Genomic DNA, 26,977 nt, shown 5'->3' with positions numbered 1-26,977 from the left:
AGCATGGCTGGCGCAAGTTTATTAACCTTACTTGACGATATAGCATCGATTTTGGATGACGTAGCGGTAATGAGTAAAGTGGCGGCAAAGAAAACCGCGGGTGTGCTTGGGGACGATTTAGCCCTCAATGCCCAGCAAGTCACTGGCGTGAGTGCCGAGCGTGAATTACCTGTCGTTTGGGCGGTAGCTAAGGGATCGTTTCGTAATAAATGCATTTTAGTGCCCGCAGCCCTGCTGATCAGCGCCTTTATTCCTTGGGCGGTAACACCGTTATTGATGTTTGGTGGACTGTTTTTATGTTACGAAGGGTTCGAAAAGCTGCACCACAGCTATAGCCACAGAAAAGGTCAACCACACAGCGAAACGCAAGAGGAAAGCGAGCTCCCAGACATCAAAGATTTAGCCGCTTACGAGGCTGAAAAAGTCAAAGGCGCGATTCGTACCGACTTTGTGTTATCGGCGGAGATTATCGCGATTACCTTAGGCATAGTGGCGGACAAATCCCTATCGACGCAGTTTTTCACCTTATCCGTTATCGGGATCATCATGACCATAGGTGTGTATGGTTTAGTGGCCGCGATTGTGAAAATGGACGATGCGGGTTTGTACTTGAGTCAACGTGAAGGCGAGTCGGTATTAACGCAAATGAACCGTAAACTGGGTTTTGGTTTATTGAGCGCCGCACCTGTGCTGATGAAAAGTTTAACCATTATCGGCACTGCGGCCATGTTTATGGTGGGCGGCGGGATTTTAACCCATGGCTTACATATGATTGGCGAGCAAATTCACCATGCTGAGCAAGCCGTCGCGGCGATGAGTTTTGTCGGACCTGTGCTTGCCGTGCTGACACCAAGTGTGCTCAATGGCCTATTTGGCGTCGTTGCTGGCGCAGTCGCACTTACTGTGATGACAGGGATACAGAAACTGCGTGGCGAGTGAGGTGCGCGCATCGAAAATCGAGGATTAACTCAACAAGGAAGGGCGACGATGAAGTTAATGAAATACTGTATCTCCCCGAGTAAGTTGGCTTGGTTACGCAAAGAATTGGGTAAAGATGCCAACGGCTTGATTGCGGCAATGGATGCTGCGGGCACTGCTTATCTCGATAAGCTCAATGTATCGACCGAGGCGTTAGAGGGAGAGCCGTTAGAAGGTGAGGTGGCGGCCGAGACTGATACGCCCACCAATGCGAAGGCTCAGACTCAGCGGCAAGCGCAGCGTCATTTGGCGTATTTGTGGTTGCAGCAGCGGATTGCCTTAGCGACTCGTATCGATGATGCTGATATGGCGGCATTAGCGGCCTTTGAATTTCAACAGATCCACATTGAAGTGGTTCAACCATCGGAGTTCGATGCGGTTGTCGCGCGATTACAGGCTGAGCAAGTCTTAGGTTTTGATACTGAAACCCGTGCGAGTTTTGAGCGCGGCGTACAACATCCCCTGAGCCTTATCCAAATCGCGACAGCGGACGCTTGTTATCTATTTCAACATGCCATTTTAGGTGAGCAATTCACCCAGTTAAAAACCGTATTAGAAGATGAAAATATACTCAAAGTCGGCGTTGGTTTACGCAGTGATGCGCAGGCTCTCAAGCGGCAATGGGGCATCAATGTCGCTTCAAAGTTAGATTTAAACTGGGCACTGGCGCAACTTGGGGCGGAGAAAGAAATGGGGACGCGCCAGTTGGTGGCGACTCTGCTGGGCACTCGTATCGATAAACCGAAAAAAATCACCCTATCGAATTGGCAGCATGTGCCATTATCTGGCGCGCAAATCAATTATGCCGCCGCTGATGCCTTGGCTGCACTCATGTGTTTCAATGCGTTAATCACTCAGCTGACGCCTTTTTATCATGCATCGAGTGCCACAAAAGCCGCGCCGTTAATCCCTTTGAGTCTAGCGGCGCCATTGGCGAAATATTTTAAGGATGTTGCATGAAGCGCAAAACCCAAGATGCCGCAAAGGAAAACATCAGGCCATCACACTCGGATATGAGCTCGCAGGGCACCAGTACCTTAGGTTTGATTTACCGCGTGCTGGGCATGTTGATCCTGTTAGCGATGATCACCCTTGGGGTAAATGCCTGGGCTTAGTGATTTTGTGATCATCAGTGCCAGCAGGCAAAAATAAAGGAGAACGCTATGTTAGATGCCATTTGTGAACTCGAAACAGAGGATCATTTAACAGCGATAACCACTTACAGTGTTTTTAAGTTTCAACAATTGTCTGATGACGATATTGAGCGTTTGCGACAATGGTTAATTTGCCCCGCGTGCGGCGGTAAAGCGTATTTTCGTAAAGCTTCAAAGGATGGCAAAGCCGCCTGTTTCGGCTCGCGTTATCACCAAGCCGATTGCATTGAATTTAAACCCTCGGCGCAAAAGTCCCGCGAGGAGCAAGATGCCATCGAAGTGCATCAGCAGCTGGTGGACGCCGATGCGTTAATGATCGATTTCAGTCGCAAGCCCCGCCGCCATTCTCCCGCAAACAAAGCGCCAACTGGGCCATCCGAAAGTAAAACAGCGCCAACGTCTAAGTCGTCTTCTATATCTGAGTCATCTGCTATATCTGAGTCGTCACCAGTACCTGTTGCATCGTCAATGGATGCTCAAGTGCAAGAGTCGAAAACAGACTATCAAGTTAACACTGCTGCGCGCACAACCGAGAAACGGGTGCCAAGCCAAGGGCTCGAAAAGTTACTGCACAGTTTATTGCGTGGTACTGATCTGGCGAAATCTGATCTCTGGGTATATACAGACAGTGAGTGCAAATATCGTTGGCGGGCGAAGAACCTGTTCGTCAACTTTGCCGATGCCGACCCGCTTGATAACAAACCCCACATGTATTGGGGCACAATATCCCATACAGACCCGACCATGAGCTGGCTTAATCCCGCCGACAGTAAAGATATCGGCATTCCTATCGATGGGATAAAACTGCCATTATTAGCGCAATTTGAAATAGAAGATAAACGCGATCTAGAAGGTGCGGGATTGATTTTATTTGGCAAATGTTTTTGGAATAAAGAAAAGACCCGCAAAATTATTCAGCTGTGGAATAACGATTTGCAGCGGATTTTTATCTCGAAGCTGGAAGATTAGCTTTGGGCAGAAACTAGAATTGGGGAGAGAAAAGGGGCTATTCCCGACGTACAAAAACGTCACAGCAAAAGTCCCTATCTATTTTATTACTCATAACGCTGATTAAAGCGTTTACTTGCCGCAGCACTTCTTGAATTTTTGACCGCTACCACAAGCGCAAGGCTCGTTACGATTCGGTTTTTTCTCGAACGTCGTGGTCTTAGGCTTATTCAATAAACCTTCTAACTCAAGGATATCTTCAGCAACGTCGGCATTGACTTCGATATTAGCAAACAGTTGGTGTTCGGCAACAATCGCAGCAACTTCGAGTTTACGCGTTTCATCGGCAACGATTAATTGCAGAGGTAAGGCTTCTGTACCCGGTTTAGCGGCACGCTTAGTGTTGTAGCCAAAGCTCTCATGCTTTGGCTTAGGTGTTTTACGACCTTTGAAGAAAAATTTGTCTGACATCTTGGTTCCGTCGAGCTGTGTATGAAATTGACGATGCTTATACTATAAAACGCCGATTTTATAAATCGAACTCAGATCTTTTTTCGATAAATGCGTGGCTTTTACCCTTAAGCGGCCCAAAACTTGCCGAAACAGCCATATCCGTCGAATTTATCGCAGCGATTTGCCTTGGAGCATTTGGGCGCTAACTCTCTTGATAATGTATCCATTAAAACATTAAGCCCAATATGCGGCGGCTTTTTAATCGCTGTGGCACTTAATTCAACAGTAACTGGCTAACTTGTTTGAAAAACCTTCAGTTAATGAGTTTTGTCATAAAAAGTACTTTACCTTTGGAAGTGCTTTTAGCATAATGCCCCACGTCAACAGGGGTGTAGTTCCAATTGGTAGAACAGCGGTCTCCAAAACCGATGGTTGCGGGTTCGAGTCCTGCCACCCCTGCCAAATAAAACAACGGCTTGCATAGAAATATGCGAGCCGTTTTATTTTGTTAGAAAAGTTGTTAGAAATGTCTAATCAGCTTTTTGAATAACGATTCACTTCTTAATACTGCCGATCGTTGGCACTATCTCAGTTCTGCGGTCATAAACGTTCACTTGGCCAACGGTTTTATGCCCACTAAATTGCTGCTTGTCGTGAATGTTTCCATCAAAGTCAGAGATGCCTTTCGCTTTGATGTCGTGAAATGTGAACGTTCGTTCAATGTCTGGATATTGTAATGCTAGTTTGTCTATCGCTCTGCGCCAACTGCTGCGCAGACCATCTGCTGTTAACCTGCCTCCACCTGTTTTGTTGATTACAAAGACGCTGGCAATACCTTTGCGTAATGTTTTCGTTTCATTAATGAGTTCATGCAAGCGTGGCGACCAAGCCTTGATCTGTTTCTTGCCAGTTTTACCCTGCTGAATAAAAATCCCTTCATCCATCACTTGTGACCACTTCAGTGATAGCACATCGGCTTGTCGCGCAGCACATAGATAACTGATCTCACAAGCAATTTTTAGCCGCTGTTCGCAGCACTCAAGCAGTGCGTTAAACTCATAGTCAGTGATGTACCGATCACGTGATTTATTCTTGAATTTCTTAACGCCTTTAGCTGGGTTTTCTTTGCAATGACCGCGCTCGTATCCCCAGCCGAAGACTACACTACATGCTGATAATTCGTGATTTGCCTGAGTACGACTTGTGTTCCCTCTAATATCCATGTATTGACGAATGTGGTGTGGCTTAATTGTGTCGGGTTCCATTTCGCCAAAGACTTTATTAAACATCGCTAGCTCCCGTTCCCTATCGCGTTGCGAGCGAGGTGCTAGTTCTTTGAATGTTGCCGATGCCTGGTATTCGTCAGCCATGCGTTTGAATGTGTACTTGGTCAGTGACTTCTCAATAGCGGTTTCGTATGCTGTCCAAACCTCTGCGCGTGTTGAAGATGCCGAGCACAAGGTAATTGTGCGCTTGCCATTTTTCATTATGTAGCTGGTAGCCTTACCGCGAACTTTATGCAGGTATACGCCTTTTGGCATCCATGCATCTTCTGGTTTGCGTTTAGCCATTGCTTATTGCTCCAAAATTAGGAACATTGTCATTTGCTACCGCTCGATGTGTAAATGGGTAGTTTACCGCGGTCCACGTTACTACTGGCTTACCGTCACTTCGTAAGTGATAATGTATTCCTTGTAACTTTAGTTGCTTGATTTGGGCGCTCGCTTTCGTATAGCCGGTTAGCTCTATTAATTGTTGCTCTGTTAGCATTTCGTTTAAAATGGTCGCCATATTAGTTATCCATAATGCTTGAGCAAAGAATTATTAATCCTTTCGCTCCAATATATTTGCGACTATTTTCTCATTCATTTTTTCAAGTTATGAACTCTCAAACTGCCCAATACGGACACATAAAGCCTTTTTTATGGTGATTAAAATTGGAGTTAACGTCTATCCCGCTTGTTGTAAAGATACAAGCTTCCGAAAGTCACCACTGTGAAGAAAACGAATAATCCCAGTAATCCCCATATTAACGGCGTCATCGCTCATCCCTCTCGTTATTTAACATCTATTGTTTATAATAGCTTGGACTTGGGAGGAGGGCATTATGGCAAGAACGTTAGAGCAGATTCTGGAGCAGGAAAAACCAGGGGTGGTTTTGCAAGCCAATGAGAAGGCTGCGGAAATTCTAAAGGATATTGATGGAAAGGATGACCCTTCAGCCGCTAGCGATCAATCAGGCGGCTGAAGACGAAGTGGATGCAAAAACTTTCACATGTGAAAGTTTATCTGCCTCAGCATGATTCAACTGAAGGTAAATAAACTGTGGGAGAGGAATAAAGTTTCATACTAAACAGTCAAGTAGCCCTGTTTGTACCGTTTTAGATTAAACGTGACCAGAAATATAGATTCATACTGATTGCTATTTGCTAGTCTAAATCGAGCTACACCTGAGCATTAAAGTATCATACGGTTTGTAACTCATTTTGGGACAATTCCGAGTTAGGCCATTAGCCCAAATTAGTAAGTTTCAAATTAAAATTTCTATGGGCAAACGCCCGGCTCACTGAGCAAATTTTTGATGGCGGCTTTTTGCCACGCAAAAAAGTGACAGCGGAAATTTGTCCGGTGGAGCCGCTTGTTAAGCCTTTATTGCAACAACGAACGTAATAATGGTGCACGATAATCATTGTCTTTCTCGTTGAACTCTAGCTCTTTTGCAACAGTATCAATGTTTATAAAAACCTCAGAGTAAAGATCTTCCTCACCGTCGGGATTAAAAAAGAACTTCATTTTGCATGGCAATTCATCAATCTTTTCGGGATTACAGGCAAGCCCAACAACTTGGGCATATACCTTTTCCGGAACAGATACATCGTTTACAGTTGCGCCGTATAAAGTAGCCAGTGACTTTATAAAATTTTCAGATTCAGAACCAGTGCTTCTGAAGAATGCCTCCCCCCAATAGAAGGCATCGTCAATGCCTTCCACCGCTTGCGGGTTCCAAGAGGGCAAAATCTCTATTGCAAACCCAACCTTATCGCCCTTCAGGTTGCCTTTTACGACAACCTGATATGAGCCAGATTCGAGTTTTTTTGAATTTGAGATCGTAAAGGTAAGATCAACAAAACCATCTTCCTCACCCACAATTACTTCTGGATAGTCTTTAGCGGAAGAGAAAACACTCCAAATCATTATTAGAATTCCTAAAAGGTATTTCATGTGTACGCCTAGAGGCTTAACGCTTAAAGCATGGGCGCGGCTTTATCGCGTCCAATGCCTTTACTTGTTAACTGCTGATTACGAGAACTGTTTTTCATAAGCTTCTCGATGGTGTTTAAAATACTTATCATATTCCTCATAAGAATCTATAAGAGCTGTGACTTCAAGGCACGTTTCTCCCATTTCCTTAGTAAGGTCTTCAAAAGAAATAGACTCACATTTGATTTCGGTATCTCGGCCCTGCTCATATAGCTCAGCTTTCACCACACCAGATAAAAACTCATAGTTTTCAGTTGGAGTGACACTGCCAAATACGAACCCCATCGGCGGATCACTACCTTCTAAGTTGGTAGTACCAATTACTACACCATTAATTCGAATTTCGTAGATCACTCAAACCTCTAAGTGCAGTTAACGCCTTTATAACCGGCAGCCGAGTGCGAAGCACGCTTTAGGCTGTCCAGCCACGAAGTGGCGATGGTTGATAAACTTGTGTACGCCCAGCATGGGCATGAACTAATGAGGTGAAAGTCCTCTGTAGGAAGGTCACCGTTCAATAACATGCTGTTATTAAACGTTAACTACTAGCGAATGGCAAGGGCTTATCCGCGAGGATTGGTCTGAAGGAAGCCGCTAGCAAATTTGCGAGCTGATGAACAAGAACATCATATGAGGCGTAGGCTAGAGGTGAGTTGGCACAAGACGACGAAACCACGTGATCTAATGGCCACCGTAAATGATGCAGCAGTGCAAAGAAAGTTCATGTTCTTATCTGGGGAGATCTGCTTAACACGCGATCGGTCAATAACCAGTAAGGCTCTGGTCTATTAAGTGCCTTGGCTTTTCAATCTCATCGACTGAAAAGAGCGAACCAGATGAAAACCGATAGCGCATGACGGGGTAACTCGGTATGTGATTAAGCAGAAGTCAGCAGACGGCATAGTAGCCCAACGCCCATCGTAATGGTTGGGATATGGTGAAGGCCTGAACATTTAGAAGAAGGAGGAGTCTTGTCAAACTTGTCGATACCCACTACGTCGCCAGACGATTACTATCGGCAGCGTATTGATATGCAACCGGCCTTCAACAGCGATTTATTCCAACAACTACTCGAACCTGAAAATCTACACCGAGCTTGGCGTCAAGTTAAAGCCAATAAAGGCGCGGCTGGCATCGATGGCATGACTATCGAAGCCTTCCCGCTTTGGATGCAACAAGGCGGTTGGCAACGGTGTAAATCTCTACTGGAACGAGGTGAATATAACCCTTCAGCAGTCAGACGCGTAGAGATCGACAAACCCGATGGCGATAAACGCAAACTGGGTATCCCTAACGTCATTGATCGTGTGATACAGCAAGCTATTGCTCAAATTCTCACGCCGTTGTTTGACCCTTTCTTCTCGGCTAATAGCTTCGGCTTTAGACCGAATAGGAATGCCAAACAAGCGGTCTTGCAAGTCAGAGATATCATCAAACAGAAGCGCAAATTTGCCGTCGATGTTGATCTGTCCAAGTTCTTTGATCGAGTAAATCACGACCTGTTGATGACTCAATTGAGGATCAAGGTACAGGATAAGCGTCTGCTGGCGCTTATTGGTAAATACCTGCGAGCTGGTGTGATGGTCAACGACCAATTTGAAGCAAGCTTCGAAGGCGTGCCTCAAGGCGGCCCACTCTCGCCATTACTCTCTAACATTATGTTGGACAGTCTTGATAAAGAGCTGGAAAGCCGAGGGCACAAATTCGCCCGCTACGCGGACGACTTTATCATTTTGGTAAAGTCTATTCGAGCGGGAGAGCGGGTACTCAAGAGTATTACTCGCTACCTTGCCACTAAGCTAAAACTGGTTGTTAATGAACAGAAAAGCCAAGTGGTAGAGGTAGGTCAAAGCAAGTTCCTCGGTTTTACCTTTAACCGCGGGAAGATCCAGTGGCATGCTAAAACATTACACATTTTTAAACAAAAGATGAAACGCCTGACGAACCGAAATTGGGGCGTTAGCATGGGATATCAATTGTTTAAAGTACGGCAATACATGCAAGGCTGGATCAACTACTTTGGCATAGCCAACGCTTATCAAGGGTGTGTCGATTTAGACCATTGGATCCGTCGTCGAGTGCGTATGTGCTACTGGCGTCAGTGGCGAAAACCGCGGACTAAGGTACAAAACTTACTTAAACGTGGCGTCAGGATCCAAGCTGCCGTTGCTTGTGGGATCACAAGTAAAGGCCCATGGCGGAGCTCGAAAACACCAGGAATACAGCAAGCGCTGAGTAATGAGTATCTTAAGAAAGCAGGATTGTATTCACTGAGAGATGGATGGATCGCGGTTCACTATCCGAACCAGAAAACAGGTTAGGCGTTCTAAATGAACCGCCCTGTGCGGAGCCGCATGCAGGGTGGTGTGGGGGCTGGAGGCTAGATACCTCCGGCTACCCGATTATACGCTTTAATCCTCTATACCTTCTTTTTTTCTCCGTTCAGTTATCTCGTGTTCTATTCGCTCTTGCTGCAACTCTATCAAAGCACTAGGAAGTTTGAACGAAAGAAAACAAGATATTGTTGCAAAAAACATATATCCGTACTCAAGGATCAACTGAACTGTCGGGTATTTATTTTTAATGACAATGGAGACAAATATCAAAAATAGAGTTACTAAATATGCTTTAAATAACCACTTATGCCGAATAAGACGATTATATGTTAAATCACTACCTAATCTTGCGACCTGCCAGCCCCCAGCGGGTAAAGACTTAGGATCACCAACCAATGTAATGACTGCGACCAAAAAACCAGCAAGAATTGAAAAGACTGTAACAATTACGTTTATTGCATCTTGATTACCATGAATTAGAGGTTGACAAAAATAAGAGCCTAAACCGCCCCAAAGCACAAGGCATATGGCCAGTTTGATTTTATCTTTATCAATTTCTCTGCTCATTGCTTGAATACACCATCAGCATCTAGTCTGTCGTGATACTCTTTTAGCTTAGTCCAAGCTGCGCTTTTACTAAGCGATTTCCCAAGAGTTTCAACTCTAAATGAGTCAGACACACGAATTTCATCAGAAGTAATTCTATTGCCTGCACCGGTTACAATGACAAAGCCATTTTCATGCTCCTCATCAAACTCAGCAATAACTTGTTCAGCGGTTTTTTCAAGTCGCTTTTTGCCTGCCTTTCCGAATTCAGGGTCTTTTGAATTTCGCCTTGCTTCCATACCGTCAAACTTGATAGTCACCTTAACATTAAGGTTTTCTTTTTCAGTTATATCTTTTAAATCCTTATCTTTACTGAAAACAGCAGAAAGCTGATTCGCCAATGCTTTTTTCCAACCAGAAACTTTAGGGTTTTTCTGATCCATATGGATCAAGCTAGCCTCATAAAGTGAGGTGTTTAAATCAATTTCTTTAACACCCTCATCCTTGATCATTCGAAGCTTGTTGGTTTTTGCAACTTTATCTAACTCAAACGTCTTAGCAATTTCTTTCTTTTCAATAGCTCTTAAAACGTGCCAGACATATGTTTCAACGACGGTTTCCCGAACGCCAGAAGGGCATAAAATTACGTGATTCCCTTTGATATAAACAAAAACCTCACCATCAAGATAGTCCTTTCCTTCAGGAGCGGTCTGTGCAGTAACGTTTGATTGTTTTGCTCTCTTGCTCTTGTCGATAATTGAGGTCGACTCACCCGGTACATATGAGGCTATTTGTAGGTATAACCCGCCATCATCGTTAAAGCTCGCGCCCCTAATTTCAGCACCAGAGCTAACCTCAAAAGTTCTTTTCCCAACAGTATCAAGCAATTTATGAGCATCTATCAAAAGTGACTCAAGTGATTGCTTACCTTGATCATCCCATTTTGCTCTTCTGTAGTAGAACTTCTTATTCTTAAAGTTTGGTTTTTTCCCTGCCATTTTTAACTCCTAAAGGGCGAAAAGGTAATTGCGTATAACATTTTATTAGTGCGCATGCGCGTTTACCTCATTAGACCAGTAAAAACGCGCACTGTTAATTACTTGTAATAAAAGGAACTTATCAGCTTTTTTTAAAATACACCATCTGGAAAAACGCACATGCGCGTTTCCCAAACCTATTATCTGCTTAATGAAAAGTATAAGTAATTAATTTTAATGCTATTTATTTTAAAAAAAATGAGAAAACGCGCACGAATACAGGATGAAAATCGTTCAAAAATCCTTATAATTTGAATACGACTGTATAATTATAAGGGCTATCCATTTAGCGCCACCAGTGTCAATATGTAGTAATGAAAACTTCATCGTATCTATTAAAAGCTGGCGTCGATTACCCTACAAATTGGGACGAATTTGTTGATTGGTTTCATGATGAACAATCTTGCACCAGCTACCTTTATGCACTTCGTTGGCCAAACGGATTCATTTGCCCAAGCTGTTCGAGCCATCAATCACCTTATCAGTTAAGTAATGGCAAGTTAAAATGTCATGCTTGCCGTTCTCAGTGTTCAGTAACATCAAGTACACTTTTTGACAAAACAAGAACCCCCATGAAAAGTTGGTTTGCAGCTGTCTGGTTTATTACAAATCAAAAGAATGGGGTCAGCGCTCTTGGGATCCAAAGGCTATTAGGTCTTGGGAGTTATCAAACTGCTTGGTCTTTAATGCACAAGTTAAGATATGCCATGGTTGATCCTGAAAGAGATAAACTGTCCGGCATCGTAGAGGTTGACGAAACATTAATCGGTGGTGTCATTCCAAAATCATCTATTAAAAATCAACAGGGTAAGCGTAAAACTGTAGTTTTGGTTGCTGTTGAGCTGCTATCACCCTCTGGATTTGGGCGGATACGTTTAAGGCAAGTAGAAAGTGCAACTAAAGAACATATCCATCAATTCATTCAAGATGTAATAGAACCTGGTAGCACAATTTGTAGTGATGGTTCTCAAGCATACAAACAAATAGACAAAAAAGGATATGAGCATAATCGGATAGTGCATTTAGGTTCATCTGTACCTGCACATGAAACAATGGCTGGGGTGCATCGAGTCTCATCATTATGTAAAAGATGGCTTTTAGGTACGTATCAAGGTGCGGTAAAGGCTAAGCAACTTGATTATTATTTAGATGAGTTTACATTTCGCTTCAACAGAAGAAAGTCAGATTCACGGGGATTATTATTCTACAGATTGCTTGAGCAAGCTGTGCGTTCTAAGCCGATAACGTACCAATCAATTAAAAATCGATAACCACAATATATAGTGGTTGGTCGTGCTAAGTGGATAGCCCTTATAATTATCCAGTTTTTGATGGGTAGTAATGAATTACATCACACGGGTGTAATGATGAAAATGTCTAAGACAGAAAGTCCGTTTGTTACTGATCTACTGACAACTTGTTAACTCGTTTTGGGGCAGCTTAGAAACAAAGCTGGCGGCTAGCATCCAACTAAAACCGCCATATCAGTATGATACTTTAGTACTCTTCTACAGTTGCGTAGAGTGAAACGCATTTTTCTTGAATTGATGGTGACGCTGCGGGCACGTAGGCGTGTTTTATGTGTTGGGTATTGTGTATCAGCAAGCGGATGGTAACTTTCACATGTGAAAGTTTTTAGCCGGGGGTTGCCTCAGGTTGTTCCACAACCTTGACCTTGCGCCCAGATGGAGCATAAAACAGATACCATCCCCCAAATTCAGTCGTTTGTTCCGCCAGAACATTTCCCGTTTCTGTGTCAACAAGAGCAACTCTAATTCCATCTCGCTCAAGCTGGCCTTCAACTTCACGAATTTCAGTTAACGGTAAACGCAACCTATTTACTCCGCCTCTAATCAATCTTGTTGATTCCACCGCTTTGTAACGAGGGGACAAGTTGAAGCCGTTACCGACCTGAATTGTGTAACATTGATAAGGTGTGAGTGAATTAACGATGGCTGGTGTTACAACTTCTCTTTCTGCCACTGTTGCAGTGATACCTTCAACTTCTGGCTCAGTTGGTTCACAGATTCCGTTGAGGTTTAAATCCTTACACGCTGATAGCTCCAATTGGGCTTGGTTGCGTTGAAGGGCTCTTGATAATCCAGTTCGGCCAAAACTCCCGCTAACAGATAGAGCAATATTATTGTCCCCTTTAGATGATCGATTAAGGGACATTGATACTGTTGCTAAATCCCAGTTCCATATATCTGCACGTAAACTTTGTTGTTGCGTTTCCCACCCATGACCAAAATTGTTAGCCATGTAGCGGTAGGTGAGCCGTCCCAAGCTGAATCGTTTTGACACCTCTCCATTGAAACGTTCTATATCTTTAATACCATCAAGGTCTTTACTTTCACGCTCATAGGACGCCAAAACCTGCCAACCTTCTGCTATGTTAGCCAGTATTCGCCCTCCAAAGATATTGGATCTGACACCATTGGTTAAACGATTGGAGTAGTATGGAGATAGCGAAACTGATGTGTTCAGTGCCTCAATATGAGTGCTGTGATATGTGCGTAACGTCGTTTCCTGAGTTTCATAACCATCGTGTGTGCGGGAAAGGTACTGGAGAGTTGGTTGAAACAGAGAGTGGGATGAAACACTAATAGAGCGCAATTGATAGTTATCTAAATCACTTAATTGCCCAAAGATCGCAAGATTGTCATCCTGCCAAGAGCCGTTCAGAGCGTACCCACTGCTGCCAAACCAAGCTGGCTCAAATGAAAAGTCATCTCTTGAGTATAAAGCGGAAAAATAATGTCTTTCCTGTTCATCCTGACCAGCGAAAAGCGACAATTTGTTAGTCACTCCGTAGGCTACGCGTCCAATTAACTTGCTTTCATCTGAGATAGGGGACACGCCTACAGCTACCTGGTAGTTTAGCCTTCCTACTGGCGCAAGCCGCCCCGAAATGGCTCTTTCTACCGTTTTAGCGTCCGTTGTGCCGTCAGGTAATACTGCGTCGAATTTATATCGATTGTTGCTGTAATCCAACTCGATTTTGTAAGAGAACGGCTCACTATCCAGAACTAGTGATTCGACATAAGTTCCGTTTCGATATACATCTACCCTTGTTCCGACAGGCCAGTACCACTCTATCTGGTCACTAGAGAATGAACCTGTAGCCAAATAGTTCTCGTTGGTTGCAGCAAAGCCATCCAAGCCATATCGCTGAACTCGTCCCAGCTCAACGTCTTTTATATAGCGATTTTCTTCGCTATGCCATTGTGATGAGAAATATGACTCTTGCCCTCCTAGTCCTGCTCTAACATCAACATCGAGATCTGCTACGCGGCCTGTTCCCGTGATGTTACCCGCAATATCACCTTTGTTTTGATAGGTGAGAAAGTAGTCAAAGGATTTCACATCCAGCTTAGATACAACTGGTTCAATTTTAACCTCTGGTTTGGCTGTCTTGGGTCTGATCGTGCTATTACGTGTGTAAAAGTAGATGGTTTGTTCTGACCAAACAATTTTGACGTGACCAAGGTTGTTTAACCTTTCCAAGGGAAGTGATGCGGTGGTGTTTACACCTGCAGCTTGCCATAGCCCTGGCTCAGCTGGGGTACTATCTACTTCACGAGAAACAAGGTATTCCCCCTTGTTTTGTCCGTTCATGACAAACTTCATCAGGTAGTCATCCGCACGTGTTGGTGAGGCTGTAAGTGTGAAAGCTGCGGCCAAGATAGAGGGCACAAAAAATTTCACATGTGAAAGTTTTTGCTTCATCACTCAGACTCCTCTCTGACAGGTAGTCTTAGTGTGATTCTTGAGTTAAACCCTTGTTTTCCTTCGCCTATTACGGCATAAGAAAATGCCATCTTAGCGTTTGGCTTTAATACTTTCCCATCACTCTCACGGGCTTTTACTACTTGCCGCTCTCCAGGGAGAAGTTGGAAGCGTCGTGGAAATACTTGTACCCCATCTGGTGGGGTGATTTTCACGATTATTGGCGAATTTAGGGTATTTGATACTGGGATTTCAGTCGCTGACTTACGACTAATCTCCACGTCATGGAGCTTAAGTTGAAATGCCGCCGTAGGTGCAGAGATGAAAGCTGCTAGCGTCACTATCATGATTGAATTAATAAGGGACTTCATAGGGACCTCAGTTAATAGCAATGGTCAGGGCCAACGTTTTGCTGGCCCCGACGCTCTGGAATTATTGGTAATCGACGGTGAGATCGACTGTTCCAGAAAAGATCCCTTCTTCCCACGCGCTGAGCTGCATGAATCCTGATGAGGCTGTGGCGGGTTGGCGATACGACCAGGCGATATAAAGCTCGCCCGAAGAGGAGGTGGTTGCTGAAACTGGTGCTGCGTTTATACCAACGCCAGCACTTGTTTTAGATATGGCGTCCGCGCAATCAATTGTTGAAGTGGTTAGATTAACCTTTGGTGTTCCTGAAAAACTCAACGTTGCCCCTCCAGGCGCAGCAGGATTTGACAGGTTAGTAATTGTAATGCCAACGTTCTTCGCCACATCTCCTTGCACTTTTAAACACCCTGGTTGCGCGGTGTCTTCTGGATTATGTGCCAGATGAGTTGACCAGCTTTTTAATGAGAAGCCACTTGTAGGTGATGCTCCTGCCTTTCGTTCAAGCGTCATTTTGTATGGCTGAATCTCGACTATTGAAAGAGCTGGCGGTGTTGCTGAAATTTGAGAAGTTCCGGTGCCTGTACCAGCAAAAGCGGCTGTGGACGACAGGGTAATAACTGCTACGACAGCGGCATTTTTAAATGTTTGCATTGATTGCATCTCCATGTGAATGAAATAGTTGTGCGTTATTCGCATGGATAATTTTGAAGGCTATTACCTGATATCTTGGCACGCCAAATTGCCCTTTTTGGACAAAGTGGCGTAATGATTAGGGTTACGATAATTACGGTATTATCGTAATTATGATAATTACAGTAATCGAAATTTGTCCTGGTGTGACAAAGTTAACTGAATGAAATAATTGACTAATTTTGTTTTTTAGAGTTATTGACAACTCCCTCCGACTTGCTATTATTTAAATAACGGTAGCTGGCCTTTAAATAGCATATTCATTCGCGTAAGGATTAATTCCTTCGCACATCAAATAGCCCATTCATGATTTGTGTTTGGGACACCAAGTAAGGCATGGGGCCTCGCTTGTTCATTGTTTTAAACTTTGAACAGGGGGCTTTATGCGTTCCAATGTATTCAAACCGCTACCATTCCTGCCAGATAACCATCACCTCAATAGATGGGCGTTTGGCTACTATTTGGTCAAAATTGGCTTTTCGAATTCAATCGTTCAGAAGGAAACTTCTTTCAGCTATAAACAAGTCAGAAAAATAAGAGAGGACCTTTCCATTCGTGAGCGTCGGTGCGCAACGTATGGGCAAAATATTTTGGCAAAGACAGACTGGATTAGCTATTCATCTGCAATACAAATTTACAGTGAACTACACGAGAAACTAACTCATCTAGAATCAGTTCTTGAAGCATATACATGGCTCAAAAGTAAAAAAGATTTTGATATTTCAGGTTTCTACAAAGCCTGTGAGGAAATCAGCACGGGTGAGGCTTTTTTTGCTGGATGCGTACATTGTGAAAATGAAGTTTTCAGTGGGCCGGGATTGAGAGATAAAGTTGTTAGCTGCCGCTGTCCTGCATGCGGTAAAACTAATTGGGAGCGGCCACAAACAGAGCATCGTATTGGTCACATTGCAACATTACCTAGGTTGAATTATCAACAATCATTATTTTAAGGAGCCCTGTTATGTGCCAACAAATTACCAAGATTGAAATGCTCATCGCTAGCGTAGTGATCGTGAGTTTGTTTGGAGTGGACATAATCAAAATCGCCAGCAAGATTTTTACTTCAATCTTGATGGCAAGCTTTTAATGAAGGGAGGTAGCTGGCCTCTCTAAAAAAACAGCATACTAATTGATTTGGTTAGCAGAAAACTTTCACATGTGAAAGTTCCAATGCGAGTTCAGGGCTAAGTCCAGAGCGGCCTTGTAGGTTCAGACCTACCTGGTTAAAGTGTCTCGCCATAACCCCCCATTTAATCAGGCGCGAATGGGATGGAGTGCTGTTTTAACAGCCGCGAGCGCAGTGCCTCAACTTTAATCGTTGAGGTTTGTTATGAACGTACAAATTCACCCTTCTTATTTCCGCAAGATTGTATTGTCGGAGCCATTTTCACTGATGATCGATGTGGCCGCAGCGAGTGGCTCAAAAGCTCATCACGTTTATGTGTTATTAGCGCTTGCTCGTGTAACAAAACTGCCCACAGCATGTGTAAATGCAGCCGTTGACGATGAGATTAATCGTCGCTCAATTGTGCATTCTGCTCGTGTCTCTGGAGGTGTTGTATGAGTGTGATCCGTCGTGCGCAAGAGGGCAACTTCACTATCATGCCCAACGCAACTATCCGAGATCCACGGCTTTCAATTGATGCGCTTGGGTTATTGTTGAGGCTGGTCAGTCTTCCACCAAACTGGGAAGTTCACCCTGAAAAGGTCCAAGAGGAGTCTAAGATCGGAGATTCCAGATGGCGTCGGATTTCAAAAGAATTAATTGACGCTGGATACCTTACCAGATCGAAAGAGCGGCAGGAGAATGGGCAGTGGGATTGGGTTTTCACTGTTTACCAAGAATCCCAAGTTCCTCTATCTCCTAAAATTCAGCAAGTTGACTCCACTCGTGGATTGTCCACGGATGGTTCATCCACTCTTGGAACAACCGCGCACGGAGCAGCCACGCGCGGAAAATCGACGGATATAACAAAGAAAGATTTAACAAAGAAAGATTTAATAAAAAAAGGTCTACAAAAACAAAAAAAGAGAGAGGACTCTCACTCGCAAAATTTTACACGTAGCGATTTAGTTATAACTGATGAAATGCAAAATTGGGCAGCATCAGTGACGCCGCTCGTCAATCTTGAATGGGAAAGTCAGATCTTTATTGACCACCCCAGTGGGCAGTCGCTAAGGTTTAATTCCAAGGAGGCTCTCATAGGCGCATGGCGCACTTGGATGATGCGCGGCCAAAAGTATGCTGAACGTCAAATCCAAACCGAAAAGAGTCACATCCCCAAAGCACTCCCTGAGCAACCAGCCCCAAGGCCGGTAGACCCTGAAGTAGCCAAACAGCATTTAGAACGGCTGAAAAAGATGTTTAAGGGCGGTAAGTAACCGCCTTTAAATGACAATAAAGAGACAATTCCAAGTTACGTTTCTTACAAATTTAGCAAGTGAAGGATTCGCTCAGGTATACAAGAACCTTCTTCAATAACTCAGGCAACACGGGCTGTAAGTGGACATTCGTTATGAAAAATTAGCTTCAGATAAACTCTCCAATCCAATCAGCAAAAACTCGTACAGCTGGAGATAGAAAGCGCTGAAACACCACCAATAGGTAGCTTTTCGATGAATGCTTAGGAGCCTAGTGGTTGTCCAAATCAAAAAGCTATCAACAGGTGACTTTTGAGTGACACCTGCCATTTTTCCAAGTGGCCGATTTGTCCAAATTGGGCACTTTGACGTGCCGGGATTTACACACCTAAAGGCCAGAATCTCTCCTGAAATTCATCAATCAGGAGATAACGAATGAAACTTCACCCTCGGCAGTGCCAGCATTGTTCTGGCGCTTCAATTCTCGCAATTCTTGAGACTGCATCGAATTCAAAATCTGTAGAGCAAGCTATCACATCGATCGCCAATAGTCTGATGTGTAGGGCAAGGAAATACCATGAGTATGAGACACGTAAATTGGCAATTTCTTTCCAGCTAATGGCTGAAACAATTCACCCCGCTCTATCGAGCAGGGACCCCATCCCAGAACAAGAAAACTCCGAGCTTCGCCCGGATTTTTCTCCACACCCCACTCACCGCGAGTGGTCTGTCTCATCCGGCGCAGTAGCGCCTTCTGAGGGGACTCCCTGCGCCTCTGCACATGCAGAGTTGCAAGGGAGTTACACACAAGAGAATCAGGGATAAGGGGGACTGCAATGGGAGTTTCTAAGGCGTACCGCGTACAAATATATCCACCGAGACAAGTTCATATTTTGTTGAAGGAATTAGCTAAAGAATCGGGACAAACGGTTAGTAAAACTGCGGTGTCTTTGATCGAGCAGGCGTTAAATAATGACTCAACACTGCACGAAATCAGAAACGTACAAGTGGATCAGAAGGAGATTTATCAGCAGCTAATTAACCTGCTATCGATAAATGTGGCAACCACAGATTTTCTGCTCAAAAAGACCTGCTCAGAGGATGAATTGGCTGAGGCTAAACAGGTCATTTCAGCGCGCACAAATGCTCTGCGTACTCACTTTATTGGAGGGGACGATAATGGCAACAATTAGAAAAGGCCGTATAGGGGATTTTGTTCGCGGAGCGGATACATGGCTTCACAGTCAGCAGATGTTGTTATTCAGCGGAATTTGGTTCTTTCTGCCTGGTGTTTTGTTAGCGATTGTCGGTGGTCTGCTATATATCTGGATAGACGCCGATAAATGTGTCTTGCAAAACGCTAGTACTTATCTTTTGGCACAACTGAAGGGACTAGTTCAACCATTTTCAAGCGTGACTATAGGAACTTGTGTTGCCCTAGATGGGCGCGAATCTCTGCCATCCTCTATGGTGATAAATGAACCGCTATTCAAAGATGCTGCTGTTAAGCTTCTCAGTTCCTTTGGATGGGCTTTGACTTTGTTTTTTGTATTGTACTGTCCTGTTGGTTTTTATCTGGTTTGTAGTGGTCAAGTAAAATTGGCCACGGTTTTAGAGTCATTCCAATATAAACGTTCTGACTCATTTGGCGTTAACCCACCATTATATTGATGGGGTCTGGTCTCACTGTAATATCCAGTGATGTAATTTGTGATCTCTTTATCTGCTTCTGTAAAATTCCCATAACCACTGGCGGGTATCCACTCAGATTTCAAACTTCTAAAGAAACGCTCCATTGGTGCGTTATCCCAACAATTCCCGCGACGACTCATACTTTGCTCAATCTGAAGACGCCATATTAATTGTCTGAATTTCAAGCTCGTGTAATGTGAACCTTGATCGCTGTGATATATCACATTCTCAGGCTTACCCCTTAACTCAAATGCCATTTTCAAAGCTTTACAGGTCAGCTCACTATCTGGTGATAATGACAAAGCCCATCCAACAGGTTTGCGGGAAAATAAGTCTAAAACAACGGCTAGATAGGCCCAGCGATTACCGACCCAAACATACGTCACGTCGCCACACCACACTTGATCTGGTTGAGTTACTGCAAACTGTCGATTAAGCGTATTGGGGATTGCAACATGCTCTTGTGTCGCTTTCCGATAAGAATGCTTAGGCTGCTGACAGCTTAATAACCCAAGCTTTTTCATTAGATTACGGGCTCGATAACGACTGAGACCAATCCCTTTGTTAGTCACTAATTGCGCTATCGTTCGCGCACCGGCAGAGCCATGACTAATGCGATGTGCGGCCTTCACTTCACTGCATAAAATAGTAAAGTCTGCATCAATATGTTCTTTTCTTTTTAGCCAATACTTATAGCTACTTCGATGCACTTTGAATGCATTACAAATTGTGAGAATAGAGTGGCTCTGCTTGAGTGCGCTGATTAGCGTAAATTGTTCATCGAGTCTGACATCAAGAGAGCGGTAGCCTTTTTTAGGATAAGATTGTGCTCCTCAAGACGAGCTATTTGCTTCTTCAGCTCACGGATTTCAATTTGTTCAGGGGTAATCGGAGATGCTTTTGGTGTGCCACCCTGGCGTTCTAGTTTTAACTGTCTCACCCATTTATCCATAGTGGACTTACCTACGTTCATCGCCTTTGCAGCTTCGATGATACTATGGTTTTTATCGAGGACTAATTGGGCTGCTTCAAGTTTGAATTCAGCACTAAATGTTTTTCTGGTTGTCGATCTCATGTGTTCACCTAAAGTCATCTACGAGGTAATAATATCACCTCTATTTAGGTGGCCAATATTAGTGTGCCACTACAATCTCTATCATATGAATTCGAAAGCTCCTGGTAGTTGAATCATAACGAGCAATAAGGCCTGCCCATTTTGAAACTATTCCAGCAATATGCCGCTCTACCTGATTGCTTTCCATCGCGGTTTCATAATGTCTCTCTTCATATGCCACCAACATATTGAACTGCAACTTACGCCATTTTGTACCATCGTAGATGCTAGCTAAGAAGTATCCTGAATAACCATAATTACTGTGACGTCCTTGACGGTTCTTAGAACCGTTACGATCGTCCTGTCGATAGATATAGATATCGCCCTCCGTTGCAAAAAATTTATCTCGGGTAACCCGGCCTGAGACGGTGATTGTTTCGATTATATTAGTCATAGATACCTCGTAACGTCAGACAAAACGGAGCCTGATTGCTCCATGTGTTGTATATTACTGGTGGCTTACTTTCGCCATTAACCCATAACGTGAGGAAACGCGTGTCATGTCGGGATATTTTGATGCGATGGATTATATTCTTGGTTTAGCTAAGGTTCTTGGCAGTTATCAATCCATGAATGAGGAAGAAGGTAAGCCTAAGGCGGGAGGCGAGAAAAAAGAGATATCTCGCAGTAGTAAACTAGGAAAGAAAGATACCCGGACCCTAACAAAGCAGCAGCTGGCTTTTGAACGGTTAGAGGCATATCTTCAAAAAAACCTTGGTGAACATATGCTGGAAATATTCAGTAATTACACCCAAAACGGTTTTTTCTTCCTCAAGACGATGAATTCCTTCCCTGACTTCACTAAGTCTGCTGAGGAGGTTGTGGTAGAGCCAGAAACTGTTGAAGATGCCGTGTGGAATACGCTCTTAGCACCTCAAATTGCTCTGGTGTTGGCTGAATGTGTTAAAGTGAGTGAAATTCTTAGAATCAAACAAAAAGTCCCTACATCGACGTTTGAAGTACTTGCTCAACTGATAGTCAATTGGCAACCTGGGTTGTACAAAGATGGTAAGCACGGCAAAGTCATTATCAAGACACACCTTAACCAAGCTGGAAGGGTGCATGCCCCTGGGTTCATCGCTGCGATAAATAAACGGGGAATCAAGGGCACCGGCTATCGTACAATTAAGGAGCACTTGGAAATACTCGAGGCTGAATTGCCCCGGCATGATTCCGACCGTATCGAAGAAACACTTTTCCGGGTGGCATCTTGTTATCATGCATCTGTTATTATGTATCGACTAGAAACCATGACTAATGGTGAAAAACGACTAGACGCTATCAAATACTACCTCGATGATGCCATGGTTCTGCAGGAAAAGGGCTTTACTGGAATCTATACCCTTGCTGATATTCCTGAAGGCATTCGTGAGAAACCTTACCTTATTCGCAATTTTGATCTTTTCAACGAACTTGCTTATCGAACTCCAGAGCAGACTGCGTTTGATATTTTTACAACTAAATTTGGTCCCGATTCACCTGGCACTCCAATGCAGCAATTTGCACAAGATCGTTTGATTGAGTTCTACTCAGATATTGGAATTGATATCCGGGAATGGATGAGCACTGTTTGGCCACGAGAGGGGAGTGTTTTTTGGCCAGACGCGAATAGCCCCATACCTGGCAGCACAAATATGAAGGATCTATCTGATTACTGGGCACTGTATTACTGCATGTATTACTATGCTGATATTGGCAATTACCCTAAAGCTTACAGGTATTGTGAACAGGTACTTCAGTTCGGAGAGAAGTTTCATGTAGGTGAATACCATGCTGCTGCTTTGATTCATATGGTGGTTATTTCCACCAGGTTAGAAGAGCTGAATGCCCCCCAAATTGATGTGAAACTGAATAAAAACAAAGTTGATGGCCTTCTGGCTGAATTAGCTTATCTGCTGCCTGATGGCGCTGAGATTAATATCGTACTGAATGAGAAGATTGCTGATGTCATTCATGGGTCTGCTGAAGAGCTCCTATATTCATTGGCCTTCCGAAAATACAATCAAGCGCACAGAGAAAAAGTATCACCTTTCAGACGTCTTGAACGTCTTTGCCAGGCTGCGTTAGAAGTTATACGGGACAATTCTGAAGCTGATCTTGATCAGAGAGTTAAATCGTATAGAAAAACTCTCAGAGAAGGAGAACCTCGGATAACCGTTTCAACCTTATTACTTAACTACAGCGCACGCCTTGATCCCGATGTCTTTGTCGATGGTATTCTGGATTTAGCTGGGTTCTATGGCGTAACACCAGAAGTTTTTTTCTTATTTAATAACAATGACGAAGCGAAAGAGCTGTTCCATGCCTTTTATGGGGTAGGACTGTAGGTGGCCTAATAAAACAGGATGTCATTTTAGGTAGCAAGATTACCAAGTTAGTAGAGTGTAAAAGATCATCCAAAGTTACCAACAGGTTTATTTGAACTTTACCACTCGCAGTTCTTATTAAAGTCAAAAAACATTGTGTATTTGTTTTTGTTTGCGGCCAGAGTCTGCTCTTGGCACTCTGCTACCGTTGAAGGTGTTGAAAATTTGGCATTTAGGCTTCTGCTGGAACAAGCCGAGTTAGATATAGCTTATTCCAGAACTGCTTCTTCAAAAGAGCTTAGAACTGGTTTATCACAATTGGTTAAAACCGATGAAAAACTTATGCACGCAGATGAATGAAAGGGGGATTGTCGGTCTGCGGACTCAACTCATTTTTGAGACCGGCTCGTAAACCCGAAACTTACGCACTAGCTTGCCCTATAAACTCTCATTCATTAATGCTGTTTTTAGCGTTGCATCATAAGTGTCTTAAACTGGAAGGTATACAGCCGTATTTTTTTGAGCGCTTTAAAGTCAATTTATGTGCGTGTTATCTCAATCATCAACGTATACAATCATTTCAAATTAATAGCTTAAGTAAAATGGAGTTTAGGTAATGGATTTGTGGTACACGCATACTAAATTACTGTGTGGTGTATTTAAATATAAGCTGATAAGTTGATTAAAATACAGTTTGTTAACAATGACTCGCTAGTCAAATTTTAGATATTTTGAGTGGTCTTTTAATTTATGAGTACAGAAGTAGAAAACTATAAAAGGTTTGGGGAAATGTTCTCAAAACGGAAGCAGTTGTTCCGATTAGTCGAGCTATCATGCATCCCAAAGGGCTTGTTTGAATATCCGGATGCAGCACATAGAATTTTAGCTGATATGGAAAAATGCTATTGTGCTAAGGCTTATTACGCGGCGATTTGTCTCGCAACGAGTTCAATCGAAATATTTCTTGAGCAAACAGAAAAAGTTAAAGGTAGGAACTTTAAACAACTATTGGAAAACTCCGGCCTTCTAGAAGAGGTCGACGAGTTTCGCACTCTTAGGAACGATATTATGCACGGTAATGAAAATGACCTTATTCAATATGATGCATTCGATCCAGATGGTAAACTGGAACTCGAGTTAGAAATCTTATGCTTAAAGGTATTTAAGTTAGTTCATTCTTTGCCGCATAGATTGTTGCAGGAAAATGCCTAACAAAATGCTAAACTTGCACCCAGTCGTCGCGGCGATATAAACACGAATTGCCGCCGCACTATTTATGGCATACGCGTTTTGCCCCAAAGTGAGTTTCATAGTTCAAAAGGTAAATAGGGTGAGTAAAGTTTTGTCCATAGGAAAGCTAATCTGAAAGAGTTTGATAATCTAAAAAGGTTATTCCTATCCTATCTTTTTAGCATTTAAGACAACTTCAGTGCACGAATTAAAAATGCTTATTCTTTTCTATTATTTATCATGATTTTATAGCATATTAAATGTGGTGCTCTGAGACCAAATGAGTCTTAGCGAAGATATTGTAAAATTCCAAAGCCGTGGCCAGTTTTACTTGGCCACTATAATCATGCCTAAGATGACACTTTGAGGCAGCATAACTAATCCTTGTATATGCTTAACAAGTTATTTCTTTGTGTTTTTACTGATCATATATGACTGCTTAGCCAGTCGCTTAAATAACTCTTCTCCATGAATAGTAAGCATATTTGAAAAAAAATCTGGCTCTACATTTCTGATATGAGATGTCATTCCATGAAGGTACGGTATGTCTGCTTGCTTCAAAGACTTTCTAGAATATAGATGCAACATCCCCCTAATCCTTTTCCTTAAAGTACGACCTACGGAGACACCTCCATCTTGCGTTAACACTACACCGGTAACCCTCTGGGACCGGCCTTTGCCAACTATATGCGTTTTCTTCTCATTAATAGCTAAACGAGGTGATTCACACCTTTCGACTAGCTTCACAACAAACTCTTTGACACGTTGCAAATCAGAATAGCTATCAGAGGAAAAAGTTAAATCATCCGCATATCTTGTATAAGGAATCGATAAGCTCTTACTAAACGTTTCCAACTCAATATCAAAATTTTTCATGACGATATTAGAAACCATGGGAGATGAAGGTGCGCCAACAGATAATTCTAGGGCTAGACCTACACGTCTAAATAAATAGTTTACTAGAATATTTTTCTCAAGAGTTGTAAAGCAATGTGAACTACCTTCAATCAAATTGATTAAATCCATTGGCTTTATTGACGGAAAGAAATCCTTAAAGTCCATTTTTAAAATAAATGCATGACCGGCATGCACCTTGGCATTGTCAACAATTGAAATACCTTTCACATAGGCCATTGTGGAAGCGGAATGCTCAAATTTGGACAAACAAACGTCACAAATACCTCTTTGAATTAGTTTAACAAAAGGCGTCGGCTGCGCAACAACTCTATTACCGCCGCTTCTTTTATTGATAATGAAAACTTTATAAGACTTAGGTGCGAGACTCATATTTTCAACTAACTCTGACACGCTAAGGTCAAGATGTTCAGTGAGAGTATTGATCAAATCCATGATGGCCTCCTAGTATCAATAGCAGTTTCAAATCTAAGCGGTTCTTTATCATTATAGAAAGCGAGTACCCGTCCTCGAACTTCAGCAATATTTTTACAGCCTGTTTCTTTGAAAATATCTTCACTATATGAATATTTTAAAAAACCTATATTTTTAGGTGTTGGAACGTAAAAAGTATCACCATTTGGCACTTTGCAAATAAATTCAAATGATTCCAAAATATATAAGCAACTTTTAACAAAGGAATCCGAAGAATTTTTTATACAAAAATAATCTTTTAAGTAGTCAACTATTTCCCTAAGCTTTAAAGCTCCAAAATTGTAAATTAAGTCACCAATAACAAAGCAAATATGCCCATCTCTAGACATGTCAATGCTGGGGCTCGTGTGAGACATAGCTTCAGAAAGCTCATCGATTACAGCTGCTATACCAGTGGCTTTTCTTAAAACATCATCAACAGAGCCATTCAACAACGTCTTCAAGCTACTTTTATTTCGAACGTCAACGATGTATTCTGAGTTCCAATGAAACCTCTTTACTATTCTGTCCGTTTCCTCTAAATATTTAATTGGCCCTAAACTAATATATGAGTCACCAGCAATCATTTTTTCATTTACGATTAAAATCAGTTTCTTTGCTAATTGGTCCAAGACACTAAAACTCCCCAACTCCGCATATGCTCCTGGTGCTTCTAGAATCAACACAATAGCACTAGCCATATCAGCAATAGCTAATTCAAAGTCAATAAGGCTTCTGACCGTCCCGTGAGCTGCCCAGTCTTGATACGATTCAGCCAATATGATTTTTTTAGCTAAATTGGGATGGGAGGTATGGCATACATCATAAATTGCTTTTCTCATTGACTGGTAGAGCTCTGGGTTACCTTCTATTGTTGTACTTTTCAACCTTGCAGTTGTCCCACCGCAAAGAAAAACAAAATTAGGGAGGTTTCGTAATCTAATTTTTTTCAGATTTAGACAATATAAAAAATTTTCCCTTATATCTTTTATTTCATTCATTTAGAGTTACTTAATAAAAAGCCCAGCAATGCTGGGCTTGAGCTTTACCTTAAAGGGCACGGACGCCGAGACAAATCGCGAAGCGATTTTCGAGGTGGCCGTGATCAGAAAAAACCACAATCTAACAGTTCCAGTGATACACCAGATGAAGCTGGTCACGCTTCTAACGCGTAAAGGCTGAAGCAATTAAAGCAATTGTAGGTGCTTTAGTCAAGCAGTTAAAATTGTTCCACATCAACAAGATAATAGAAAAAACAAGTCCTCATATCAAAATGGCTATTTCCCTTTGTATGTAGCAACCTTTACTTGTTCAAATCTATACAAAACACCAAAAATTGGCCCCACAAACAATTTATCAAGCCAGCCATGATAAAAGAAAGCCTCATCATCACAAGGCACTATAA

At 42.8% G+C, this 26,977-nt stretch carries 28 protein-coding genes and 1 tRNA gene; 15 read left to right on the top strand and 14 right to left on the bottom strand.

From position 1 onward, the window contains the following. Positions 1–3 precede the first annotated feature (3 nt). Genes AC5YB3_RS06830 through AC5YB3_RS06815 form a run of 4 tightly spaced genes read left to right on the top strand, consistent with a single transcriptional unit; the run spans position 4 to position 3,101 of the window. Positions 4–939 (top strand): DUF808 domain-containing protein, encoded by a 936-nt coding sequence (locus tag AC5YB3_RS06830; protein ID WP_494526824.1) that lies wholly within the window; start codon positions 4–6, stop codon positions 937–939. Between the two features lie 48 nt (positions 940–987). Beyond that, complete coding sequence (locus AC5YB3_RS06825) at positions 988–1,938, top strand: 3'-5' exonuclease (protein ID WP_494526823.1); 951 nt, start codon at positions 988–990, stop codon at positions 1,936–1,938. Then, positions 1,935–2,093: a hypothetical protein gene (locus AC5YB3_RS06820; protein WP_226059909.1), complete on the top strand. Its 159-nt coding sequence runs from the start codon at positions 1,935–1,937 to the stop codon at positions 2,091–2,093. Before AC5YB3_RS06825 ends, AC5YB3_RS06820 begins: the two co-directional genes overlap by 4 nt. Positions 2,094–2,141: 48 nt before the next feature. Then, a complete protein-coding gene (locus AC5YB3_RS06815; protein ID WP_494526822.1) occupies positions 2,142–3,101 on the top strand; it encodes a hypothetical protein in 960 nt (319 codons plus the stop codon). A gap of 111 nt (positions 3,102–3,212) precedes the next feature. Here the strand turns inward: AC5YB3_RS06815 and AC5YB3_RS06810 are convergent, their stop codons facing one another. Then, positions 3,213–3,551 (bottom strand): PBPRA1643 family SWIM/SEC-C metal-binding motif protein, encoded by a 339-nt coding sequence (locus AC5YB3_RS06810; protein WP_006083889.1) that lies wholly within the window; start codon positions 3,549–3,551, stop codon positions 3,213–3,215. A 367-nt stretch (positions 3,552–3,918) separates the two neighbouring features. Between AC5YB3_RS06810 and AC5YB3_RS06805 the strand changes: the two genes are divergently transcribed. Beyond that, positions 3,919–3,995 (top strand) — tRNA-Trp (locus AC5YB3_RS06805). Between the two features lie 92 nt (positions 3,996–4,087). Here the strand turns inward: AC5YB3_RS06805 and AC5YB3_RS06800 are convergent. Beyond that, positions 4,088–5,104, bottom strand: a complete 1,017-nt coding sequence (locus AC5YB3_RS06800) for a tyrosine-type recombinase/integrase (protein WP_259566037.1) — start codon at positions 5,102–5,104, stop codon at positions 4,088–4,090. Next, positions 5,097–5,324: a DUF4224 domain-containing protein gene (locus tag AC5YB3_RS06795; RefSeq protein WP_011625439.1), complete on the bottom strand. Its 228-nt coding sequence runs from the start codon at positions 5,322–5,324 to the stop codon at positions 5,097–5,099. The genes AC5YB3_RS06800 and AC5YB3_RS06795 overlap by 8 nt, the downstream gene beginning before the upstream one ends. 316 nt (positions 5,325–5,640) lie before the next feature. Here AC5YB3_RS06795 and AC5YB3_RS06790 point away from each other — a divergent pair, with 316 nt between their 5' ends. Then, a complete protein-coding gene (locus tag AC5YB3_RS06790) occupies positions 5,641–5,781 on the top strand; it encodes a hypothetical protein (RefSeq protein WP_259566039.1) in 141 nt (46 codons plus the stop codon). 401 nt (positions 5,782–6,182) lie between these two features. Here the strand turns inward: AC5YB3_RS06790 and AC5YB3_RS06785 are convergent, their stop codons facing one another. Further along, complete coding sequence (locus AC5YB3_RS06785; RefSeq protein ID WP_494526821.1) at positions 6,183–6,755, bottom strand: hypothetical protein; 573 nt, start codon at positions 6,753–6,755, stop codon at positions 6,183–6,185. Positions 6,756–6,833: 78 nt separating this feature from the next. Next, on the bottom strand, positions 6,834–7,148 hold the full coding sequence (locus tag AC5YB3_RS06780) for a hypothetical protein (protein ID WP_494526820.1): 315 nt from the start codon (positions 7,146–7,148) through the stop codon (positions 6,834–6,836). A gap of 617 nt (positions 7,149–7,765) precedes the next feature. Between AC5YB3_RS06780 and ltrA the strand changes: the two genes are divergently transcribed. Beyond that, complete coding sequence (gene ltrA / locus AC5YB3_RS06775; RefSeq protein WP_494526090.1) at positions 7,766–9,115, top strand: group II intron reverse transcriptase/maturase; 1,350 nt, start codon at positions 7,766–7,768, stop codon at positions 9,113–9,115. Positions 9,116–9,205: 90 nt separating this feature from the next. On the opposite strand, the gene AC5YB3_RS06770 is transcribed toward ltrA, so the two are convergent. Further along, the gene (locus tag AC5YB3_RS06770) at positions 9,206–9,697 is read right to left on the bottom strand and encodes a hypothetical protein (RefSeq protein ID WP_494526819.1); all 492 of its coding nucleotides are present in this window, start codon (positions 9,695–9,697) and stop codon (positions 9,206–9,208) included. Further along, complete coding sequence (locus AC5YB3_RS06765; protein WP_494526818.1) at positions 9,694–10,674, bottom strand: hypothetical protein; 981 nt, start codon at positions 10,672–10,674, stop codon at positions 9,694–9,696. The genes AC5YB3_RS06770 and AC5YB3_RS06765 overlap by 4 nt, the downstream gene beginning before the upstream one ends. A gap of 353 nt (positions 10,675–11,027) precedes the next feature. On the opposite strand from AC5YB3_RS06765, the gene AC5YB3_RS06760 reads away from it, so the two are divergent. Then, complete coding sequence (locus AC5YB3_RS06760) at positions 11,028–11,984, top strand: IS1595-like element ISSod11 family transposase (RefSeq protein ID WP_311899235.1); 957 nt, start codon at positions 11,028–11,030, stop codon at positions 11,982–11,984. 364 nt (positions 11,985–12,348) lie between these two features. Here AC5YB3_RS06760 and AC5YB3_RS06755 read toward each other — a convergent pair whose 3' ends face one another. From AC5YB3_RS06755 to AC5YB3_RS06745, 3 genes are all read right to left on the bottom strand, one after another. Continuing rightward, entirely contained in the window at positions 12,349–14,442 is a 2,094-nt protein-coding gene (locus tag AC5YB3_RS06755; protein WP_494526817.1) for a hypothetical protein, read from the bottom strand. Then, positions 14,442–14,813: a hypothetical protein gene (locus AC5YB3_RS06750; protein WP_494526816.1), complete on the bottom strand. Its 372-nt coding sequence runs from the start codon at positions 14,811–14,813 to the stop codon at positions 14,442–14,444. Before AC5YB3_RS06750 ends, AC5YB3_RS06755 begins: the two co-directional genes overlap by 1 nt. Positions 14,814–14,874: 61 nt before the next feature. Then, positions 14,875–15,462, bottom strand: coding sequence for a hypothetical protein (locus AC5YB3_RS06745; RefSeq protein ID WP_494526815.1), 588 nt, complete (start codon positions 15,460–15,462; stop codon positions 14,875–14,877). 422 nt (positions 15,463–15,884) lie between these two features. Here AC5YB3_RS06745 and AC5YB3_RS06740 point away from each other — a divergent pair, with 422 nt between their 5' ends. The 5 genes from AC5YB3_RS06740 (at position 15,885) to AC5YB3_RS06720 (ending at position 19,055) form a co-directional block, all read left to right on the top strand. Further along, complete coding sequence (locus AC5YB3_RS06740) at positions 15,885–16,451, top strand: hypothetical protein (RefSeq protein ID WP_494526814.1); 567 nt, start codon at positions 15,885–15,887, stop codon at positions 16,449–16,451. A gap of 11 nt (positions 16,452–16,462) precedes the next feature. Then, entirely contained in the window at positions 16,463–16,588 is a 126-nt protein-coding gene (locus tag AC5YB3_RS06735) for a hypothetical protein (RefSeq protein ID WP_259566045.1), read from the top strand. Between the two features lie 243 nt (positions 16,589–16,831). Continuing rightward, positions 16,832–17,065 carry a hypothetical protein gene (locus tag AC5YB3_RS06730; protein ID WP_259566047.1) on the top strand — a complete coding sequence of 78 codons (234 nt, stop codon included), beginning with the start codon at positions 16,832–16,834 and terminating at the stop codon, positions 17,063–17,065. Further along, complete coding sequence (locus tag AC5YB3_RS06725) at positions 17,062–17,883, top strand: hypothetical protein (protein ID WP_494526813.1); 822 nt, start codon at positions 17,062–17,064, stop codon at positions 17,881–17,883. Before AC5YB3_RS06730 ends, AC5YB3_RS06725 begins: the two co-directional genes overlap by 4 nt. An 815-nt stretch (positions 17,884–18,698) precedes the next feature. After that, positions 18,699–19,055 (top strand): hypothetical protein, encoded by a 357-nt coding sequence (locus AC5YB3_RS06720; RefSeq protein WP_169547499.1) that lies wholly within the window; start codon positions 18,699–18,701, stop codon positions 19,053–19,055. Between the two features lie 396 nt (positions 19,056–19,451). Here the strand turns inward: AC5YB3_RS06720 and AC5YB3_RS06715 are convergent. Next, positions 19,452–20,629, bottom strand: a protein-coding gene (locus tag AC5YB3_RS06715; RefSeq protein ID WP_086010626.1) for an IS3-like element ISSba5 family transposase whose coding sequence is annotated in 2 segments (ribosomal slippage) — positions 19,452–20,371 and positions 20,371–20,629 — 1,179 coding nt in all. Because the reading frame shifts where the segments join, the coding sequence is not laid out codon by codon here. A 58-nt stretch (positions 20,630–20,687) separates the two neighbouring features. After that, a complete protein-coding gene (locus AC5YB3_RS06710; RefSeq protein ID WP_494526812.1) occupies positions 20,688–21,062 on the bottom strand; it encodes a hypothetical protein in 375 nt (124 codons plus the stop codon). A 106-nt stretch (positions 21,063–21,168) separates the two neighbouring features. Here AC5YB3_RS06710 and AC5YB3_RS06705 point away from each other — a divergent pair, with 106 nt between their 5' ends. Further along, entirely contained in the window at positions 21,169–22,995 is a 1,827-nt protein-coding gene (locus AC5YB3_RS06705; RefSeq protein ID WP_494526811.1) for a hypothetical protein, read from the top strand. A 729-nt stretch (positions 22,996–23,724) separates the two neighbouring features. After that, entirely contained in the window at positions 23,725–24,186 is a 462-nt protein-coding gene (locus tag AC5YB3_RS06700; RefSeq protein ID WP_494526810.1) for a hypothetical protein, read from the top strand. 420 nt (positions 24,187–24,606) lie between these two features. Here AC5YB3_RS06700 and AC5YB3_RS06695 read toward each other — a convergent pair whose 3' ends face one another. After that, a complete protein-coding gene (locus AC5YB3_RS06695; protein ID WP_494526809.1) occupies positions 24,607–25,554 on the bottom strand; it encodes a retron St85 family RNA-directed DNA polymerase in 948 nt (315 codons plus the stop codon). Next, entirely contained in the window at positions 25,545–26,573 is a 1,029-nt protein-coding gene (locus AC5YB3_RS06690; protein ID WP_494526808.1) for a retron St85 family effector protein, read from the bottom strand. The genes AC5YB3_RS06695 and AC5YB3_RS06690 overlap by 10 nt, the downstream gene beginning before the upstream one ends. Positions 26,574–26,977: the final 404 nt, after the last annotated feature.

Source organism: Shewanella sp. 1311 (assembly GCF_059338235.1).
This window is presented reverse-complemented; position numbering and strand designations above follow the sequence as displayed.

What these genes read in the sequence shown, in the direction of transcription:
- AC5YB3_RS06830 (WP_494526824.1), top strand. Translation starts at nt 4, where the DNA reads ATGGCTGGCGCAAGTTTATTAACCTTACTTGACGATATAGCATCGATT.
- AC5YB3_RS06825 (WP_494526823.1), top strand. Translation starts at nt 988, where the DNA reads ATGAAGTTAATGAAATACTGTATCTCCCCGAGTAAGTTGGCTTGGTTA.
- AC5YB3_RS06820 (WP_226059909.1), top strand. Translation starts at nt 1,935, where the DNA reads ATGAAGCGCAAAACCCAAGATGCCGCAAAGGAAAACATCAGGCCATCA.
- AC5YB3_RS06815 (WP_494526822.1), top strand. Translation starts at nt 2,142, where the DNA reads ATGTTAGATGCCATTTGTGAACTCGAAACAGAGGATCATTTAACAGCG.
- AC5YB3_RS06810 (WP_006083889.1), bottom strand. Translation starts at nt 3,551, where the DNA reads ATGTCAGACAAATTTTTCTTCAAAGGTCGTAAAACACCTAAGCCAAAG.
- AC5YB3_RS06800 (WP_259566037.1), bottom strand. Translation starts at nt 5,104, where the DNA reads ATGGCTAAACGCAAACCAGAAGATGCATGGATGCCAAAAGGCGTATAC.
- AC5YB3_RS06795 (WP_011625439.1), bottom strand. Translation starts at nt 5,324, where the DNA reads ATGGCGACCATTTTAAACGAAATGCTAACAGAGCAACAATTAATAGAG.
- AC5YB3_RS06790 (WP_259566039.1), top strand. Translation starts at nt 5,641, where the DNA reads ATGGCAAGAACGTTAGAGCAGATTCTGGAGCAGGAAAAACCAGGGGTG.
- AC5YB3_RS06785 (WP_494526821.1), bottom strand. Translation starts at nt 6,755, where the DNA reads ATGAAATACCTTTTAGGAATTCTAATAATGATTTGGAGTGTTTTCTCT.
- AC5YB3_RS06770 (WP_494526819.1), bottom strand. Translation starts at nt 9,697, where the DNA reads ATGAGCAGAGAAATTGATAAAGATAAAATCAAACTGGCCATATGCCTT.
- AC5YB3_RS06765 (WP_494526818.1), bottom strand. Translation starts at nt 10,674, where the DNA reads ATGGCAGGGAAAAAACCAAACTTTAAGAATAAGAAGTTCTACTACAGA.
- AC5YB3_RS06760 (WP_311899235.1), top strand. Translation starts at nt 11,028, where the DNA reads ATGAAAACTTCATCGTATCTATTAAAAGCTGGCGTCGATTACCCTACA.
- AC5YB3_RS06755 (WP_494526817.1), bottom strand. Translation starts at nt 14,442, where the DNA reads ATGAAGCAAAAACTTTCACATGTGAAATTTTTTGTGCCCTCTATCTTG.
- AC5YB3_RS06750 (WP_494526816.1), bottom strand. Translation starts at nt 14,813, where the DNA reads ATGAAGTCCCTTATTAATTCAATCATGATAGTGACGCTAGCAGCTTTC.
- AC5YB3_RS06745 (WP_494526815.1), bottom strand. Translation starts at nt 15,462, where the DNA reads ATGCAAACATTTAAAAATGCCGCTGTCGTAGCAGTTATTACCCTGTCG.
- AC5YB3_RS06740 (WP_494526814.1), top strand. Translation starts at nt 15,885, where the DNA reads ATGCGTTCCAATGTATTCAAACCGCTACCATTCCTGCCAGATAACCAT.
- AC5YB3_RS06735 (WP_259566045.1), top strand. Translation starts at nt 16,463, where the DNA reads ATGTGCCAACAAATTACCAAGATTGAAATGCTCATCGCTAGCGTAGTG.
- AC5YB3_RS06730 (WP_259566047.1), top strand. Translation starts at nt 16,832, where the DNA reads ATGAACGTACAAATTCACCCTTCTTATTTCCGCAAGATTGTATTGTCG.
- AC5YB3_RS06725 (WP_494526813.1), top strand. Translation starts at nt 17,062, where the DNA reads ATGAGTGTGATCCGTCGTGCGCAAGAGGGCAACTTCACTATCATGCCC.
- AC5YB3_RS06720 (WP_169547499.1), top strand. Translation starts at nt 18,699, where the DNA reads ATGGGAGTTTCTAAGGCGTACCGCGTACAAATATATCCACCGAGACAA.
- AC5YB3_RS06710 (WP_494526812.1), bottom strand. Translation starts at nt 21,062, where the DNA reads ATGACTAATATAATCGAAACAATCACCGTCTCAGGCCGGGTTACCCGA.
- AC5YB3_RS06705 (WP_494526811.1), top strand. Translation starts at nt 21,169, where the DNA reads ATGTCGGGATATTTTGATGCGATGGATTATATTCTTGGTTTAGCTAAG.
- AC5YB3_RS06700 (WP_494526810.1), top strand. Translation starts at nt 23,725, where the DNA reads ATGAGTACAGAAGTAGAAAACTATAAAAGGTTTGGGGAAATGTTCTCA.
- AC5YB3_RS06695 (WP_494526809.1), bottom strand. Translation starts at nt 25,554, where the DNA reads ATGGATTTGATCAATACTCTCACTGAACATCTTGACCTTAGCGTGTCA.
- AC5YB3_RS06690 (WP_494526808.1), bottom strand. Translation starts at nt 26,573, where the DNA reads ATGAATGAAATAAAAGATATAAGGGAAAATTTTTTATATTGTCTAAAT.